Origin of the sequence: Pseudoalteromonas sp. S327, from assembly GCF_005886415.1 — a bacterium.
GTDB classification, from domain to species: Bacteria; Pseudomonadota; Gammaproteobacteria; order Enterobacterales; family Alteromonadaceae; genus Pseudoalteromonas; species Pseudoalteromonas atlantica.
In genome coordinates this window covers 1-15,497 of sequence record NZ_PNDP01000062.1, presented here as the reverse complement: position 1 = coordinate 15,497, position 15,497 = coordinate 1, and the positions used below count along the sequence as shown (strand labels likewise).

Genomic DNA, 15,497 nt, shown 5'->3' with positions numbered 1-15,497 from the left:
CTTCTCCGTGTTCTCTGTGGTGATAATAATTTCTTAATTACTGATGCACTAGAACAAAACGCTTTTACCACCGAGAACACCGAGGCACTGCCACTACACTGAGAAACACACAAGTAGCAGCGAGTTTATCTCGCGTCTGGCATTTAATACAAAATACGCGGCATAAAGCCGCGACTACAACATGACCCTCTAAAGCGCAGCGCCTCCTAACCTCTTTGTGAAGAAATAACTTAACCCCTATTGCACAAAGAGAATAAAAAGAGGAGTAAATGAGAAAACATAAAAGTAGCAGCGAGTTTACCTCGCGTTTGGGTTTATTGTTTTAACGCGGTATAAATACCAAATGCGCCTACATTAAAAACACAATGTCGTAGGCGTGAAGCTTGCTCACGCAAAACTGCTAATAATCAATACGCGGCATAAAGCCACGCCTGCAGGTAAAGCATCACGCCCTATCTACATCAAACGCGATGACTTCTTTTATTGTATCTTTAGCGGTGGCTAGCATAACTAATCTGTCTATCCCCATAGCAACGCCTGCACATTGCGGTAAGCCGTGCTCAAGAGCGTCGATTAAGCGGGTATCCATAGGCACGTGGTTTAACCCATTGGCAGCGCGATAGGCGTTATCTTCATCAAAGCGCTTTGCCTGCTCTTTAGCATTAGTTAGCTCATTAAAGCCATTCGCTAATTCCATATTTTTATAATAAAGCTCAAAGCGCCCTGCTACGCGGTTATCGTGCTCACAAATTTGTGCCAGTGCCGCTTGCGATGCCGGAAAGTGATACACAAAACACGGCTTAGTTTGCCCAATAGTTGGCTCTATTTTCATACAAAATAACAGCTGCAGTAAGGTATCTTTATTGGTTTCGTTTTTGGCTATATCGGCAAAGCCGTGATCGCAGGCAAGTGTTTGCAATTGTCTAAGCGTAGCTGTTAATGGGTCAAGCGCTAACACTTGCTCAAATGCTTGCTGGTAAGTAAGACGCTCTGCAGGTTCTACATTTAAAATGAGCTGCATTAGCTCATCCATTTCATCCATTAATGCAAACTCATCAAACCCAGGGCGATACCACTCAAGCATGGTAAATTCGGGGTTATGATGGCGTCCCGCTTCTTCGTTTCTAAATGCCTTACAAAGCTGAAATATGGGCCCTGAGCCTGCTGCTAGCAAACGCTTCATTGCAAATTCAGGCGATGTTTGTAAATAAAGAGGCAAGCCACCAGCGTGGCCTGGGCCTACAAACTGTGTATTAAAACTTGCTAAATGCACATCGGTTACACTGGCACTGCTTAAGCTCGGTGTTTCTACTTCCATTACATTACGCGTATAAAAAAACTCACGAATAGTTCTCAGTATGGCTGCACGTTGCTTAAGGGTGTTTATGCTTGCACTAGGTGCCCAAGGTGTTGCTGACATATTTTCTCCAAAAAAAATCCCAGCTTAAGCCGGGATTTTATAAACCGTACTCAAGCTTACTTAACACGGCCTACGTATTCACCGCTACGGGTGTCTACTTTAATTACTTCACCAATTTGTACGAATAATGGAACGCGTACTACTGCACCAGTGCTAAGCGTTGCAGGTTTACCGCCTGTGCCCGCTGTATCGCCTTTAAGACCAGGATCAGTTTCAGTGATCTCAAGCTCAACAAAGTTAGGTGGAGTAACCGCGATTGGGCTACCGTTCCATAATGTAATAGTACATACATCGTTTTCAACTAACCATTTAACGGCATCGCCAAGTGCTTTTTCGTCAGCGGCAATTTGTTCAAATGTTTCGTTGTTCATGAAATGCCAAAACTCACCGTCTGTGTATAGGTACGCTAAGTCGGTATCCATTACATCGGCGCCTTCAACTGATTCACCCGATTTAAAGGTTTTTTCAAGCACCTTACCAGAGATAAGTTTGCGGATACGAACACGGTTAAACGCTTGGCCTTTACCAGGTTTTACCATTTCATTTTCTAAAATACTGCAAGGTTCGCCGTCCATCATAATTTTTAGGCCGCCCTTGAACTCGTTGGTGCTATAATTCGCCATCGTTTCCTCTATTTAATTTTTTTCGAGTAATCTACGTGCCAATGATACAAAGAAATGAAGCAAATTTGCATAAAAACTGGCAAAAAGAATTAGCAAATGTAGTTACCTGCCCAAAAACCTTGCTTGAAATGGTCGGTTTATCGAGCCAAGCCCATGAAAACGACCTAAAAGCCCGCAGTTTATTTCCGGTACGCGTGCCAGTCCCTTTTATAAAAAAAATACGCAAGGGCGATGCAAACGACCCCTTATTGCTACAAGTTATGCCACGCCATCAAGAGTTTTTAACCAAAACAGGTTTTAATAAAGACCCTTTACTAGAGCAAGACAACGAACAGCCAGGGCTTTTACATAAATATAAATCCCGTGTTTTAATTATGTTTAAAACTGGCTGTGCAGTAAATTGCCGTTACTGCTTTAGACGCCACTTCCCGTATCAAGAAAACCAGCTTAATAAAAAAAGCCTGCTTGATGCGCTGAGCTATATAAAATCAGATGCCAACATAAACGAAGTGATTTTAAGTGGTGGCGACCCACTTATGGCCAAAGACGATGCCATTAGCTGGTTTTTAGATGAGCTTGAACAGTTACCTCAAATTAAACGCATGCGAATACACAGCCGTTTGCCTGTTGTTATACCTGCGCGTATTACCGATGAGCTGTGCGCGAGGCTAAAGCAATCACCGCTAAAAATTATATTTATTAACCATATAAATCACGCCAACGAAATAGACGATGAGTTTAAAGCCGCCATGCAAAAGCTAAAGCAAGCAGGCGTAACGTTATTAAACCAAGCAGTTATTTTAAAAGAGGTGAACGATACCGTTGAGGCACAAATAAATTTAAGTGAGGCGTTATTTGATGCCGACGTACTGCCATACTATTTATATTTGCTAGATAAGGTTGAAGGCGCAAGCCACTTTGATATAGAAGAGCCACAGGCAATAAAAATAATGGCAGAACTATTAAAAGCCCTGCCTGGATTTTTAGTGCCTAAATTAGTAAGAGAAATAGGCGGTCAAAAAAGCAAAACACCTATCGACCTTAAGCTAATTTAAACGTATATATTTACATTGTTACCCAGTGTTGCAGTAACCGACTGAGCCGGTGATTGCGCACTTGTGGGTTGGGCAGCACCTTCAATTAGTGCAAGTGCTGCTGCGCCATCTGCTAATTGCTGCTTTTTAGACAAAGCAGCGGTATATACTTCACCACCTTGGCCAGAGCTAGACATAGCGGGTAGATTTCCACCTGATATATTCATCGTTATAAGCCTTAATCAACCTGACATTTAAATGTAATCCAAGTACTATATCGGCAATGCAGTACAAAGCTTTAGGAAAACCATGGATTCTATAATTGAACAACTCAACGCTAACTTAAAAATTGTTTATCGCCAAGCACTTGATGCCGACAAAAAACTAGATGAGCTACAGCAACAAGGCCACGGTAAATTTAAAGCCTTGTTCCCAGCTGATGCCGGATTTAGTTTTGAAGCTAAACGCTTTAAGCCATACGTACTTGATGTAGCAGCCGATGTAGAAAGCTTAAGCACAGATGGTTTTGATGAAGAAAAGCTTAAAACAACGGTTATTAAGCTACAACAGTTACTTACCCTGCTCGCTACGTTTAAGTAATAGCGGTAAGCAAGAATAAATATTAAGCACCGCGTTTGCAATTAACACGGTGCTTTTTATTAGTAGGCGTGAAGCTTGCTCACGCAAAATATAAACATAATGTTCCGCCTCTAAAGCGACCCGCTTCTTAACCTTTCAGTGAATAAATAACTTAATACTTTGCACAAAGAGAAGTGAAAGAGGAATAAATGAGAAAACAAGACAAATACTTATTTTAAGCTTTTCTTTCCCTCTAAAGCGCAGCGTCTCTTAATCTTTTTGTGGATTAATTCTTTAATTTTTTGAAAAAGTGGAGTGCAAAGCTAGTAGCAGCGAGTTTACCTCGCGTCGGATATTTTGCATTAATAAATATACGCAGCATAAATTCCAAATGCACCAGCAAGCAATGCGCCTACAATAAATTTAACCTCGGAGCTTGTTTGGGTTGTAGACGTAGAGCTTGCTCACGTTAGAAGCGAAGCTTCTCATGGTTTTAAAATATAATAATAACCACTGCTTTTAAACGCCAGCAAGCTGCGCATCTACCAGGTGGTACTTAACACCTCTGTGATTTCAATCTAAGCAGTGAAGCCTACTCACGCAATACTACCTAATCTAAATTTGCTAAAATTTGCTCGCCAAACCATTCGGTTATTAAGCGTTTTTCATAAAAAAACGGCTCGTCGCGACCCATTTTAATTTTATCCATAAAGCCCATGTCTTTAAGCTCTACATCGTCCTCTTCACTCACTACACTCCCTTTATTATCGCTTAGCGAGTAATTGAGCTTAATGCGCGGAAAATAAATAGGTTTTACTACGCGTATTTCATCCATACCGCCATAGCGTACGTCCCCTGCTAAATCGATATCGGTTATTTCTAAATTTAGCTTGTAGTCTTTTGGCAATTGCTCGGCAAGTTTAGAAAAATGTTTTTCGAACTGAGTAGCAATTTGTTTGTGGTACGACGCTTTACCCTGGCTAGAAGCGCGCACATCGCGGTAGTCTTTAAAATCTTGCCACTTAACTACAGATTCTCCAGCGTGTGCAAATGCAGGTAATGTAATACACATTGCCATAGCGATTGTTTTAACTGAATTCATAGCATTCTCCAAAGGGGCAGTACTAATTATTTAGACTTAGCCCAGTAATAGACCATACAAGTTTAACACTAGTTTATTAACCATTACTTAATTAACCTATTTTAATACGCTTTTAAAATAAAGCATGTAAATAGTAAGAATATATGATGAAATTAAGATAATTGAAAAAAGGTATCCACGGAGCATTCATGGCAATTTTAGTAACAGGCGGCGCAGGCTACATAGGCTCACACACCGTTTTAGAACTTTTACAGCAAGGCAGCGAAGTTGTTGTTGTTGATAATTTAAGTAACGCATCAAAAGAGTCGCTTGCACGCGTAAAGCAAATCACAGGCAAAGAAGCCACGTTTTACCAAGGCGACATTCTTGATAAAGTTTTTTTAGATGCCATTTTTACAAGGCACACTATAGAGAGTGTGATTCATTTTGCTGGCTTAAAGTCGGTTGGTGAGTCGGTAGCTAAACCTGTTGAGTACTATCAAACAAACGTACAAGGTACGCTTACACTTGTAGATGCCATGCGCGATGCAGGCGTATTTAAATTAGTATTTAGCTCATCAGCCACAGTTTACGGCGACCCTGCAAGCTTACCGATTAAAGAAGACTTCCCGGTAGGTGGCACAACTAATCCGTACGGCACATCAAAACTGATGGTTGAGATGATGCTGCAAGATATTGCTAAATCAGATGAGCGTTTTGCATTTGCTATTTTGCGTTACTTTAACCCAGTGGGCGCACATGAGTCAGGCTTAATTGGCGAAGATCCAAATGGTATTCCTAATAACTTATTACCATTTATTGCCCAAGTTGCAGTAGGTAAATTAAAGCAGCTTGCTGTATTTGGTGATGACTACGACACCGTTGATGGCACTGGTGTACGCGACTATATTCACGTTGTAGATTTAGCGATGGGGCATTTAAAAGCGCTTGATAAAATTGCCAACAATACCGGCGCACTTGTATATAACCTTGGCACAGGCAATGGTTACTCTGTACTGCAAATGGTTAACGCCTTTATAAAAGCCAGCGGCCAAGACGTTCCTTATCAAGTATCGCCTCGTCGCCCTGGCGATATTGCTGCATGTTACGCCGCGCCAGAAAAAGCACTTAATGAGCTAGGCTGGGAAGCGGTGCGTGGAATAGATGCCATGATGGAAGACACATGGCGTTGGCAGTCAAATAACCCTAATGGTTATAAAAGTTAATTAAAAAATACTTTATAAATTTTGCCTGTTTCACAAGCAGGCAAATCACCTATAAATAAATTTACTACCGCGCTAATTTTTTAATGGAGACGTAGAGCTTGCTCACGTAGAAGCGAAGCTTCTCATAGCTTTATCAAAGGGGTTTAACACAACGTAAAAGCGCTGCTTTTAAACGCCAGTAAGCTGCGCATCTACAACTAATTATTACTTCTTCACTACTGCATGTTTTCTGTGGTGATAAAACCACTTTAGGTGTTTGTTAAAAAATTTACCACCGAGGGCACTGAGAAAAAGCTCTTCTCCTTCACTTCTCTGGGTTCTCAGTGGTGACGTAATCGCTTTTAAAACGCCAGCAAGTCGCGCGCTAACAATGTAATATTGAAAAGGTGTTACCAATTTTGCATTTCGACAATACGCGACTGCGTTCGCGCATATTCAAAGCTCAGCTTTTGCCCCTCATACAAAGACTCAACGTGCGCGTGGGCGTTAATAACTAATAACTTGTGGCAATCGTAAAACTCGTCCACCAATGCAATAAAGCGCCGCGCTTCGTCATCTAAATAATGCTCATTGAGGGTTTGTTTTTCGCGTTGATAACTGTCTTCAATACCATGCACTATTACTTTACCTGTTGCGCCTACACCCATTTTTGGTACATTTTCTATATATAAAATATCAAACTGCTTGGCTAAAAACATATAATCGTAAGCGCTACGCGCTCCTGAACAAAGCGCTATAAAATCGATCATTAATGCATTATCTGCGGTTAATAAACACGGTAAGCTGCGGGAGTGTACCTGTAAAATTTGGTTTTCCTTTGCTTGTGGATACTGAGATAAAAACTGCTTTTTAAACTCGCTTATAGGTAAATTAATAAAATAATGGCGGCTATTTTTACCATACCTAAAGCGATGATCATCCTGCCCTTCAACACTAATTACATGGCAATAATTTTTAATTAAATCGATTGTGGGTAAAAACCGCGCGCGCTGTAGGCCATTGCGATAAAGCTGCTCAGGTTTTGCGTTAGAAGTTGCCACCAGCACTACCCCACTATCAAACAAGGCGTTAAATAACCTTGCCATAATCATTGCATCGCCAATGTCGCTAACAAAAAACTCATCAAAACACAGCACTTTTATATCTTTCGCCCATTGTTTAGCAATTAACGTGAGAGGGTTTTTATGACCTTGTAGCTGGGCAAGTTGCGTGTGTATTTGCGCCATAAAGTGATGAAAATGCAGCCGCTGCTTACGCTCAGTGGGTAAATTTTTATAAAATAAATCCATTAGCATGGATTTACCCCGCCCCACCGGCCCATGCAAATAAACCCCTTTAATTAACGGCGCTTTTTTCCACCAAGGTATTTTTGTGTGTAACTGTATACTTAGGTTATTTAACGCATTTACTGCATTTTGCTGAGCGCTATCAACACACAGTTCACCCGCATCTATTTTTGCTTGGTAAAGCCTTAAAATTTGTGGGTAGTTTACTGACATGGGGTTTCACTATCGGCTATAATCGCCGCCATTGTAGCCGACTAAAAATGTGAACCAAAATGAAATTCCCTTGCCGCTTAGATAAATTTATTAGCCACCTAGCCGAGCTACCACGCTCAAAAGCTCGCGCGGGTATTAAACGCCAAGAAGTGCAAGTAAATGGGGAAGTTGTTAGCGCGTTCGATTTTCAAGTAACCCAGCAAGATGAAGTAACATTTGCTGGTGAGCCTATGGTATTTTTAGGCAAACGCTACTTCATGCTACACAAACCTGTAGGCTACGTGTGTGCCAATGTAGATGAACTACACCCCACCGTATTTGATTTGCTCGATGAGCCAAATATGGCCGACTTTCATGTAGCAGGTCGCCTTGATATAGACACCACCGGCTTAGTACTTATTACTAACGATGGCGATTGGTCGCACCGTATTACCTCGCCAAAGCACAACAAATTAAAAACCTACTTAGTAGAAACACAAGAGCCTATAACCGAAGAAGCATTAGAGCAACTACGCAGCGGCGTACAACTTCACAACGAAAAAGATCTCACCCGTCCAGCTAAAGCAGAAGCACTTGCCACCTACAGCTTACGTTTATCAATCAGCGAAGGTAAATACCACCAAGTTAAACGCATGTTAGCCGCGGTAGGTAACAAAGTGGTAGAGCTACACCGCGAGCAAATAGGTAATATTATACTGGACGAAAACTTAGCAAGTGGAGAGTATAAGGAGTTAACGGCTGAGGAGATTATGTTGCATTCAAAAACATAATTAATAATAATGCTTGTAAGGATTACTATTATAATACCTCTAAATAAGCTCAATCTTATTTAGAATAAATTACTCAAAGGAATGAATATGAAGAATAATACTTCAACTATACAATCTCACTACCCCTTTCCAAATAAAGGAAATAATAAGTGGGGGATTAGATTTAGTGCGAAAGGAACAGCATCACATAAAGTGTATGACCAAAAGGTTATTGTTTTTTCTGCTGATGGTAGCAAGTTAGGCTCGTTCAATGGAAGTAGTACGCCAAACCCTTTTAAACCTAAAGATTCTAGCATTAAAGGGACTGATGCCTATCCATTTGTAAAGGCCGGAACTTACAGAATTAAACAGGGCTCTCACAAGGGCAAACCTGCTTTGGTCGTTAATGGAAATGCTAATGTCCCTACAACAGATATAAACCCTAACTTTCCAAACCAAGGTAGTTTTGCGAATTATATACATGTTCATTGGGGTTATAGTGATACTTGGAAGGGCTCTGCTGGCTGTCCCACAATAGACCCATCACAGTGGAAAAAGTTTTTAAGCATAATACCGAATGGTGAAGGCTTTATAATAATTCCATAAATTGAAGGAACCTCAATGAATAAATTAAATTATTATAATTTAGTAATCTTGATAATTACTTTATCAATAAGCTTTACGACTAGCGCTGTACTAAGCCCTATAGAAGCTGAATACAACTCTAAGCTTCAAGAGTATAATCAAGCAATTATAAATAAAAGTTATGATGATGCATGCATCACAGCAGAAAAACTTTTAGCTATGGATCCTTCGGATACATTTTCTCTATTAAGGCTAACTTACTGTTCAGAAAAGCTAAATGGAAAGTATAAAAAAACAATTGAGTCATACCTTAATCAGGTAGCTCGCTCAAGCAGGCAAGAAATAGAAACTATTGAATTGATAAAGGCAATTAACTCTCATTGATAACCTTTTACAAATCCGCTTGCTTACGATTTTATCTGCACTAAATCAAAGTCAGCCATGCCTGGGACAATCGCTTGCAAGCGTGATTCGGTCACATCGAGTGCGTTTAAACATTCACAGTATTCAGAGGCTTTAAGCTCAAGTTGCTGAGCCTTTTTTTGCAGTGATTTATCTATTTCTTTAGAGATAATATCCATACGTTGGCCCATGTCATTAATGCGGTCTTCAATATTACCTTCGCGTGATTTAAACGCATCACCAAGCGACATTAAAATAGCCCCTAACGAGCCATGTACGGCAGAGTGTATTTGCTGGCTAATTTCTTTAGTGAAAAAATCATCTATTTGCGAGAGCGACTGTGGCGCGATAAAAAAGAAGTCATCACCACGCTTAAATTTGTCCATAAGCGCACGTTCTACGTACTGGAGCTGGGTTTTTAGCACCTCTGGCTCTTTGTCAGACATCCCCTCGACTACATGTTCAATGGCGCTTAAACCTAAGTTAACACCATCGGTAGCCAAATTAACAAGCTCCGGCACCGTATGGCGAATACCATGGCTAAACTGCTCAAGCACTTTGCTTTCTTCAGTGCTTAAATCAACCCAGTAACCTCGAATAAAAAGCTGATTGTTATTATTAATTTGTACGCGTGTTTGGCCTTTATCAAGAATACGTATAACGTCGTCGGTAATTATTAAGCCATGACTAAGCTCAACATCACACTGTGACTGAGCTAGAACTGCAGAGCTTGAAAGTGCTAAACACAACGCCAATATCGAACGAGATAACAACGCCATATACACCTCAACAAGCTAAAAAAGGAAGGCAAGTAGGTTAACAAAAAACCAACTTTATGCAAGAAAATTTAGCGAAGCATATAATGGGATTAATAGGTTAAATATTTTTAATAAAAAGCCGGTGAAGCATTCACATCACCGGCAATTAAATACCTATTCTTGCTATGCCCAATTCAATACGCAATAGCTATAATCATTAGCACAAAGCCATCCACATATGTAAAACTAAAAAGTGTTAAGATGTTGTTCTATTTAGCAAGTTTATTTAAGTATCGAGTAAAGTCATCACCAAGCTTACTATCACGCATGCCGTATTCAACAATCGCTTTTAAGTAACCTAGCTTATCGCCACAGTCGTGAGAACGACCACTCATATGAAATGCTTCAACGGTTTCTTGAGTCATTAGCGCATCAATAGAGTCTGTTAACTGTATTTCACCACCAGCGCCCACAGGCGTTTTAGCAAGTAGCGGCCAAATGCTTTTACTCAATACGTAACGCCCTACTACAGCAAGGTTTGAAGGTGCCTTATCGGCATCTGGTTTTTCAACCATTGTTTTAATTGCCGCACTGTTACCTGGTGTTAGCTGTACGCCGTTAATATCAGCAATACCGTATTTACTTACATCATCTTGTGCTACTGGCTCTAGCATAATTTGACTTGCTTTAGTCTCGTTAAAGCGTTTGATCATCGCGGCTAGGTTTTCAGTTTTTTGATCGGCCGTGTAAGCATCAAGTATTACATCAGGGAGTAATACTATAAAGTCGTCATTACCTACAATTGGCTTTGCACATAAAATAGCGTGCCCTAGGCCTTTAGCTTCGCCTTGGCGTACACTCATTACCGTTACATCAGTAGGACAAATAGAGCGTACTTCTTCAAGTAACGCACGCTTAACGCGCTTTTCTAAGGTTGCTTCAAGCTCGTAGCTGGTATCAAAGTGGTTTTCTATGGCGTTTTTAGAGCTGTGTGTTACAAGTACAATATCTTTAATACCTGCAGATACACACTCACTCACTATGTATTGAATCAATGGTTTATCTACAATTGGTAGCATTTCTTTAGGAATTGCTTTAGTCATAGGTAACATACGTGTGCCAAGGCCGGCAACAGGAATTACAGCTTTCATGGGTAGTCCTTTGTTTGTAAATTAATTATTTTTAAGTTAACAGGTTATATGTAGATGGGGGCTGAATGAGTGTGAAGCTATCAGTTTTTAACTTTCGGCTTTTAACTTTTAAAACTTATTTATAAAAACCTTTATACCACTTTATTAGCTCTCTAACGCCTTGCTTAACATTTACTTGGGCTTTGTAGCCAGTTACTTTAAACAAATCTTGCATGTCGGCATATGTTTTATAAACGTCACCCGCTTGCATTTCGCGAAAGTTTTTATTTGCCTCAATACCAAGCTCGGCCTCAATTGCTTCAATAAACTTCATTAGGTTTATTGGACTCCCATGGCCAATATTATAAATAGCATAAGGAGCAGAGCTAGTAGCTGGCGAACCGCTCTCTACTCTCCAGTCTGGGTTTGCTTGAGGTATAACATCAGCAGCTCGTACAACAGCTTCTACAATATCGTCAATGTAAGTAAAGTCACGCCACATATCACCATTGTTATTTATATCAATAGTATCCCCATCAAGTATCTTTTTAGTAAAAATATACGGCGCCATATCAGGGCGACCCCACGGGCCATAAACTGTAAAAAAGCGCAGCCCAGTAGTTGGTAAGCTATATAAATGAGAATAGCTGTGAGCCATTAGTTCATTAGCTTTTTTAGTCGCCGCATAAAACGATACAGGGTGATCAACACTATCGGTAGTTTCAAATGGCGTTTTTTCATTTAGGCCATAAACAGAGCTAGATGATGCATAAACAAGGTGCTTAACATTGTTATGCCTACACCCTTCGAGTACATTTAGGTACCCCACTAAATTAGAGTCGGCGTATGTATCTGGGTTCTCTATTGAGTAGCGTACGCTCGCTTGCGCAGCTAAATGTATTACTTTATCAAACTGTTGTACTACAAATAACTCGCTCATTACTGAGCGCTCACTTATATCGAGCTTAATAAACGTAAAGTTATCGTGGCTTTCAAACTGCACCAAACGTGCTAATTTTAAATTTACATCGTAATACTCGTTTAAATTATCAATACCTACTACAATATGGCCCGCAGCTAATAATTTTTGACACGTTGCAGCACCAATAAAGCCCGCAGCCCCTGTAACTAAATACTTCATAAAATTCCTAATTTAAGCAAAAAAGCCGCATCAACATACATTTCAGCGGCTTTTAAAAGTAATCTCTAACAGCTATTATCTAATCAATCACTACCAAATAAATCACGTGTATACACTTTATCTACAATGTCGCTAAGCTCCTCAACCATACGGTTAGAAACCACCACATCAGATATCTGCTTAAATTCGTTTAAGTCTTTTATTACGCGCGAATGATAAAACTCGCTCTCTTCAAGAACAGGCTCAAATACGACAACCTCAATACCTTTTGCTTTAATACGTTTCATAATGCCTTGAATAGCAGAGGCTCTAAAGTTATCTGAGCCTGTTTTCATTACTAAACGGTACACGCCCACGATTTTGGGGCTACGCTTAATAATTGAGTCAGCAATAAAGTCTTTACGTGTTGTATTAGCGTCTACAATAGCGCCAATTATATTATTTGGTACACTTTGGTAATTAGCACGCAATTGTTTAGTGTCTTTTGGTAAACAGTAGCCGCCATAGCCAAACGACGGATTATTGTAATGCTTTCCAATACGTGGATCTAACCCTACACCTTCGATAATCTGCTTACTATTTAGCCCATGCGCTTCTGCATAACTATCAAGCTCATTAAAATAAGCAACTCGCATTGCAAGGTAGGTGTTAGAAAATAACTTAATAGCTTCGGCTTCTGTTGAGTCGGTAAATAGCACTTCAACATCTTGCTTAATTGCACCTTGCTTAAGTAAGTTAGCAAAAATAGTTGCGCGCTCGCTTTGCTCGCCCACAACAATACGTGATGGGTGCAAATTATCGTAAAGCGCCTTTCCTTCACGTAAAAATTCAGGGGAAAATATTAAATTTTCAACATTCAGCCGCTGCTTTATATCAGCAGTAAAGCCTACCGGAATAGTCGACTTAATCACCATAACTGCATTAGGGTTATGCGCCATAGTATCTTTAATTACCGCTTCAACAGAACTAGTATTAAAGTAGTTGTTTTCAACATCGTAATCAGTGGGTGTAGCTATAATTACGTAATCAGCGTTTTTATAAGCGGCTACTTTGTCGGTAGTGGCTGTAAAGTTTAAGTCATCACGTGTTAAAAAATCGCTAATTTCTTTATCAACAATTGGTGACTGCTTATCGTTTAAAAGTGCTATTTTTTTTTCGTCAATATCAAGTGCAACCACTTCATTATATTGCGATAAGAGCATAGCGTTTGAAAGGCCTACATAACCTGTACCTACCACTGCAATTTTCATATTAATCCTTTAAAATTAAAAGTTTAAAATTAAGCATTTTTTAATAAGTAGTGAAAGTTCTACTCATAATAGCTTACAAGCTGCTCAATAAAACTAGCGACTTGTGATTTAGGTAGTTCATTAATGCCCGCGGCAGCAGCTCGGCCCCCACCTGTAGCAAACTTACTACATATATCTACAGCACCTTGTTTGTTGTTAAGCGGCGCTCTCACACTTACTAAATAGCTGCCTTTGCTATTAAACGTAAATACTGCATGAGCCTTATTCGGAGACTGATTAGCAAGATCGTTACCTAAAACGCCACTTACCCGGCGAGCCCAAGCCGCATCTTCTAATAAAATTACTTTGGCAGTATCACAATCATGAAGGACTTGTGCATTAGCTGCTTTTTCCATATCGGCTTTATAAGCTCGCTCAAGAGTATAATAAACCGAGCTTTTATCGTTTATTGCATCAAACGGCGATTTATACTGTAAAAGAAGCTCAAACAAACTTTCTGGGGCGAAGTGTAAATCAGCCACTTCACTTCCGTAGCCGTTATAATTTATGTAAGTACCAAACGCTTTTAACTGTGACTTTTGTAAATCGTTTAAATTTAACTTGTCAGCCTCGCTATCTGCTTTAGCAAATAAATTATCACCGTAAGCGGCTGTAATAGCCCATAAGTGAAACTGCTTATCTAGTAAATCACTAACGATTAAGCTGGTACACATATTCGCATCAAGATCGATATGCGCATATAAATTAGCATGATTAGGTATATCGCCAGCTTTATGGTGATCTACGTACATAACACGAGCTCCAGCACTTAAAGCATCGTGAAGCGCAGGCATATTTTTTTCCATTGAAATATCCAACACTCGAATGCAATCACCCTCTTTTGGTGTGATTTTTTGCATTAGTTGAATATCGCGTTTTACCCCTGTTACCTTAATTGTATCGGTAGGGTTAGCTAATTGAAGCTGAAGTAAAGCGATAATACCATCGGCATCACCGTTAAAAATGTCATATTTCATAATACTCTCAAGTACCAAAATAGAAAAAGTATACCAATATAATTAAAGGCAGTTCTTAGGAAAAGCATCTTTATACTATCGGCAAAACAACAAATAATTGCTTTCGCAAGTAAAGCCAAACCAATTGATAAACTTAATACTCAACAGCTGTTAGCTGCTAGTATCTACAATTTTATTTTTTATCAAATAATCTACAATTTGCTCTGCACATTGTTCAATGGTTTGGTCAGCTGTTTTAACATGTATATCGGGGTTTTCGGGCACATCAAATGCTGAACTAATCCCTGTAAAATTTGGTATTTCACCTGCGCGCGCTTTCTTATATAAGCCCTTTGGATCGCGGCTTTCGCAAACAGCTAGCGGTGTATCAATAAACACTTCTACAAATTCACCTTCATTTACTATACTTCGAGCTTGAGCGCGGTCAGCTTTAAATGGCGAAATAAACGCGGTAGATACAATAAGGCCCGCATCTACAAATAATTTAGCAACTTCACTTATGCGGCGAATATTCTCAACACGGTCTTCATCACTAAATGTAAGCCCCTTATTTAAGCCCATGCGTACATTATCGCCATCAAGCAAATAAGTATGGCAGCCTAATGAAAATAGCTTTGCTTCAACAGCATTTGCCACTGTAGATTTTCCTGAACCACTTAAGCCAGTATACCAAAGCAATACAGGCTTATGACCTTTGTGCTGTTGCTTCTGTTTTCTTGACACTGTTTGAGCGTGCCATACTATATTTTCATCTTGGCTCATTGGAATACCCTTGTTCTAAACTATCTAATATATTACTACTAAAAAGTGTTTGCGTGTAGAAGTAAAAAGACTATTGAAAAGCCATGCATATATTTTAACCTTTGCAGCACTCATTTAACTTAACTCAAAACGATTTGACCACCGAGAGCACAGAGGCGCTGCGCGCTACACTGAGAAGGCATTAATAACGCCAGTAAGCTGTACGTAGGCAATAAAATTTAAAATAAATTACGTGTGGCGAT

The 15,497-nt window shown here is 39.7% G+C and carries 17 protein-coding genes; 6 read left to right on the top strand and 11 right to left on the bottom strand.

Translation table 11 applies throughout. The features are described from left to right. Positions 1-445: 445 nt before the first annotated feature. Together epmA and efp are read right to left on the bottom strand one after the other, a co-directional pair. Entirely contained in the window at positions 446-1,420 is a 975-nt protein-coding gene (gene epmA, locus CWB60_RS17680) for an elongation factor P--(R)-beta-lysine ligase (protein WP_138579215.1), read from the bottom strand. 56 nt (positions 1,421-1,476) lie between these two features. Continuing rightward, complete coding sequence (gene efp / locus CWB60_RS17675; protein WP_004587956.1) at positions 1,477-2,043, bottom strand: elongation factor P; 567 nt, start codon at positions 2,041-2,043, stop codon at positions 1,477-1,479. A gap of 41 nt (positions 2,044-2,084) precedes the next feature. Between efp and epmB the strand changes: the two genes are divergently transcribed. Then, positions 2,085-3,098: an EF-P beta-lysylation protein EpmB gene (gene epmB, locus CWB60_RS17670; protein ID WP_138579213.1), complete on the top strand. Its 1,014-nt coding sequence runs from the start codon at positions 2,085-2,087 to the stop codon at positions 3,096-3,098. On the opposite strand, the gene CWB60_RS17665 is transcribed toward epmB, so the two are convergent. After that, positions 3,095-3,304 (bottom strand): hypothetical protein, encoded by a 210-nt coding sequence (locus CWB60_RS17665; protein WP_024031488.1) that lies wholly within the window; start codon positions 3,302-3,304, stop codon positions 3,095-3,097. The two genes, epmB and CWB60_RS17665, sit on opposite strands and share 4 nt — an antisense overlap. 82 nt (positions 3,305-3,386) lie before the next feature. Here CWB60_RS17665 and CWB60_RS17660 point away from each other — a divergent pair, with 82 nt between their 5' ends. Further along, complete coding sequence (locus tag CWB60_RS17660) at positions 3,387-3,677, top strand: hypothetical protein (protein WP_004587953.1); 291 nt, start codon at positions 3,387-3,389, stop codon at positions 3,675-3,677. 589 nt (positions 3,678-4,266) lie between these two features. Here CWB60_RS17660 and CWB60_RS17655 read toward each other — a convergent pair. Beyond that, positions 4,267-4,758, bottom strand: coding sequence for a DUF3016 domain-containing protein (locus tag CWB60_RS17655; RefSeq protein ID WP_096041145.1), 492 nt, complete (start codon positions 4,756-4,758; stop codon positions 4,267-4,269). 188 nt (positions 4,759-4,946) lie between these two features. Here CWB60_RS17655 and galE point away from each other — a divergent pair, with 188 nt between their 5' ends. Further along, on the top strand, positions 4,947-5,963 hold the full coding sequence (galE, locus tag CWB60_RS17650) for a UDP-glucose 4-epimerase GalE (protein WP_064386952.1): 1,017 nt from the start codon (positions 4,947-4,949) through the stop codon (positions 5,961-5,963). Between the two features lie 389 nt (positions 5,964-6,352). Here galE and zapE read toward each other — a convergent pair whose 3' ends face one another. Further along, on the bottom strand, positions 6,353-7,462 hold the full coding sequence (zapE, locus tag CWB60_RS17645) for a cell division protein ZapE (RefSeq protein WP_138579211.1): 1,110 nt from the start codon (positions 7,460-7,462) through the stop codon (positions 6,353-6,355). Positions 7,463-7,521: 59 nt separating this feature from the next. On the opposite strand from zapE, the gene rsuA reads away from it, so the two are divergent. The 3 genes from rsuA (at position 7,522) to CWB60_RS17630 (ending at position 9,180) form a co-directional block, all read left to right on the top strand. Then, the gene (gene rsuA, locus CWB60_RS17640) at positions 7,522-8,232 is read left to right on the top strand and encodes a 16S rRNA pseudouridine(516) synthase RsuA (RefSeq protein WP_138579209.1); all 711 of its coding nucleotides are present in this window, start codon (positions 7,522-7,524) and stop codon (positions 8,230-8,232) included. An 87-nt stretch (positions 8,233-8,319) separates the two neighbouring features. Continuing rightward, a complete protein-coding gene (locus CWB60_RS17635; protein ID WP_096739074.1) occupies positions 8,320-8,817 on the top strand; it encodes a hypothetical protein in 498 nt (165 codons plus the stop codon). 15 nt (positions 8,818-8,832) lie between these two features. Continuing rightward, positions 8,833-9,180, top strand: coding sequence for a hypothetical protein (locus tag CWB60_RS17630; RefSeq protein WP_096739073.1), 348 nt, complete (start codon positions 8,833-8,835; stop codon positions 9,178-9,180). A 23-nt stretch (positions 9,181-9,203) separates the two neighbouring features. Here CWB60_RS17630 and CWB60_RS17625 read toward each other — a convergent pair whose 3' ends face one another. The 6 genes from CWB60_RS17625 to cysC all read right to left on the bottom strand — a co-directional run bounded on the left by CWB60_RS17625 (position 9,204) and on the right by cysC (position 15,255). Continuing rightward, entirely contained in the window at positions 9,204-9,977 is a 774-nt protein-coding gene (locus CWB60_RS17625) for a YggN family protein (RefSeq protein WP_138579207.1), read from the bottom strand. Positions 9,978-10,225: 248 nt separating this feature from the next. Further along, on the bottom strand, positions 10,226-11,107 hold the full coding sequence (galU, locus tag CWB60_RS17620) for a UTP--glucose-1-phosphate uridylyltransferase GalU (RefSeq protein ID WP_138579205.1): 882 nt from the start codon (positions 11,105-11,107) through the stop codon (positions 10,226-10,228). Between the two features lie 115 nt (positions 11,108-11,222). After that, the gene (locus CWB60_RS17615) at positions 11,223-12,227 is read right to left on the bottom strand and encodes an NAD-dependent epimerase (RefSeq protein ID WP_138579203.1); all 1,005 of its coding nucleotides are present in this window, start codon (positions 12,225-12,227) and stop codon (positions 11,223-11,225) included. An 83-nt stretch (positions 12,228-12,310) separates the two neighbouring features. Then, the gene (locus CWB60_RS17610; RefSeq protein ID WP_096739069.1) at positions 12,311-13,477 is read right to left on the bottom strand and encodes a nucleotide sugar dehydrogenase; all 1,167 of its coding nucleotides are present in this window, start codon (positions 13,475-13,477) and stop codon (positions 12,311-12,313) included. Between the two features lie 59 nt (positions 13,478-13,536). Continuing rightward, entirely contained in the window at positions 13,537-14,493 is a 957-nt protein-coding gene (locus CWB60_RS17605) for a DHHA1 domain-containing protein (RefSeq protein WP_096739068.1), read from the bottom strand. A 150-nt stretch (positions 14,494-14,643) separates the two neighbouring features. Further along, a complete protein-coding gene (gene cysC / locus CWB60_RS17600) occupies positions 14,644-15,255 on the bottom strand; it encodes an adenylyl-sulfate kinase (protein ID WP_096739067.1) in 612 nt (203 codons plus the stop codon). Positions 15,256-15,497 lie beyond the last annotated feature (242 nt).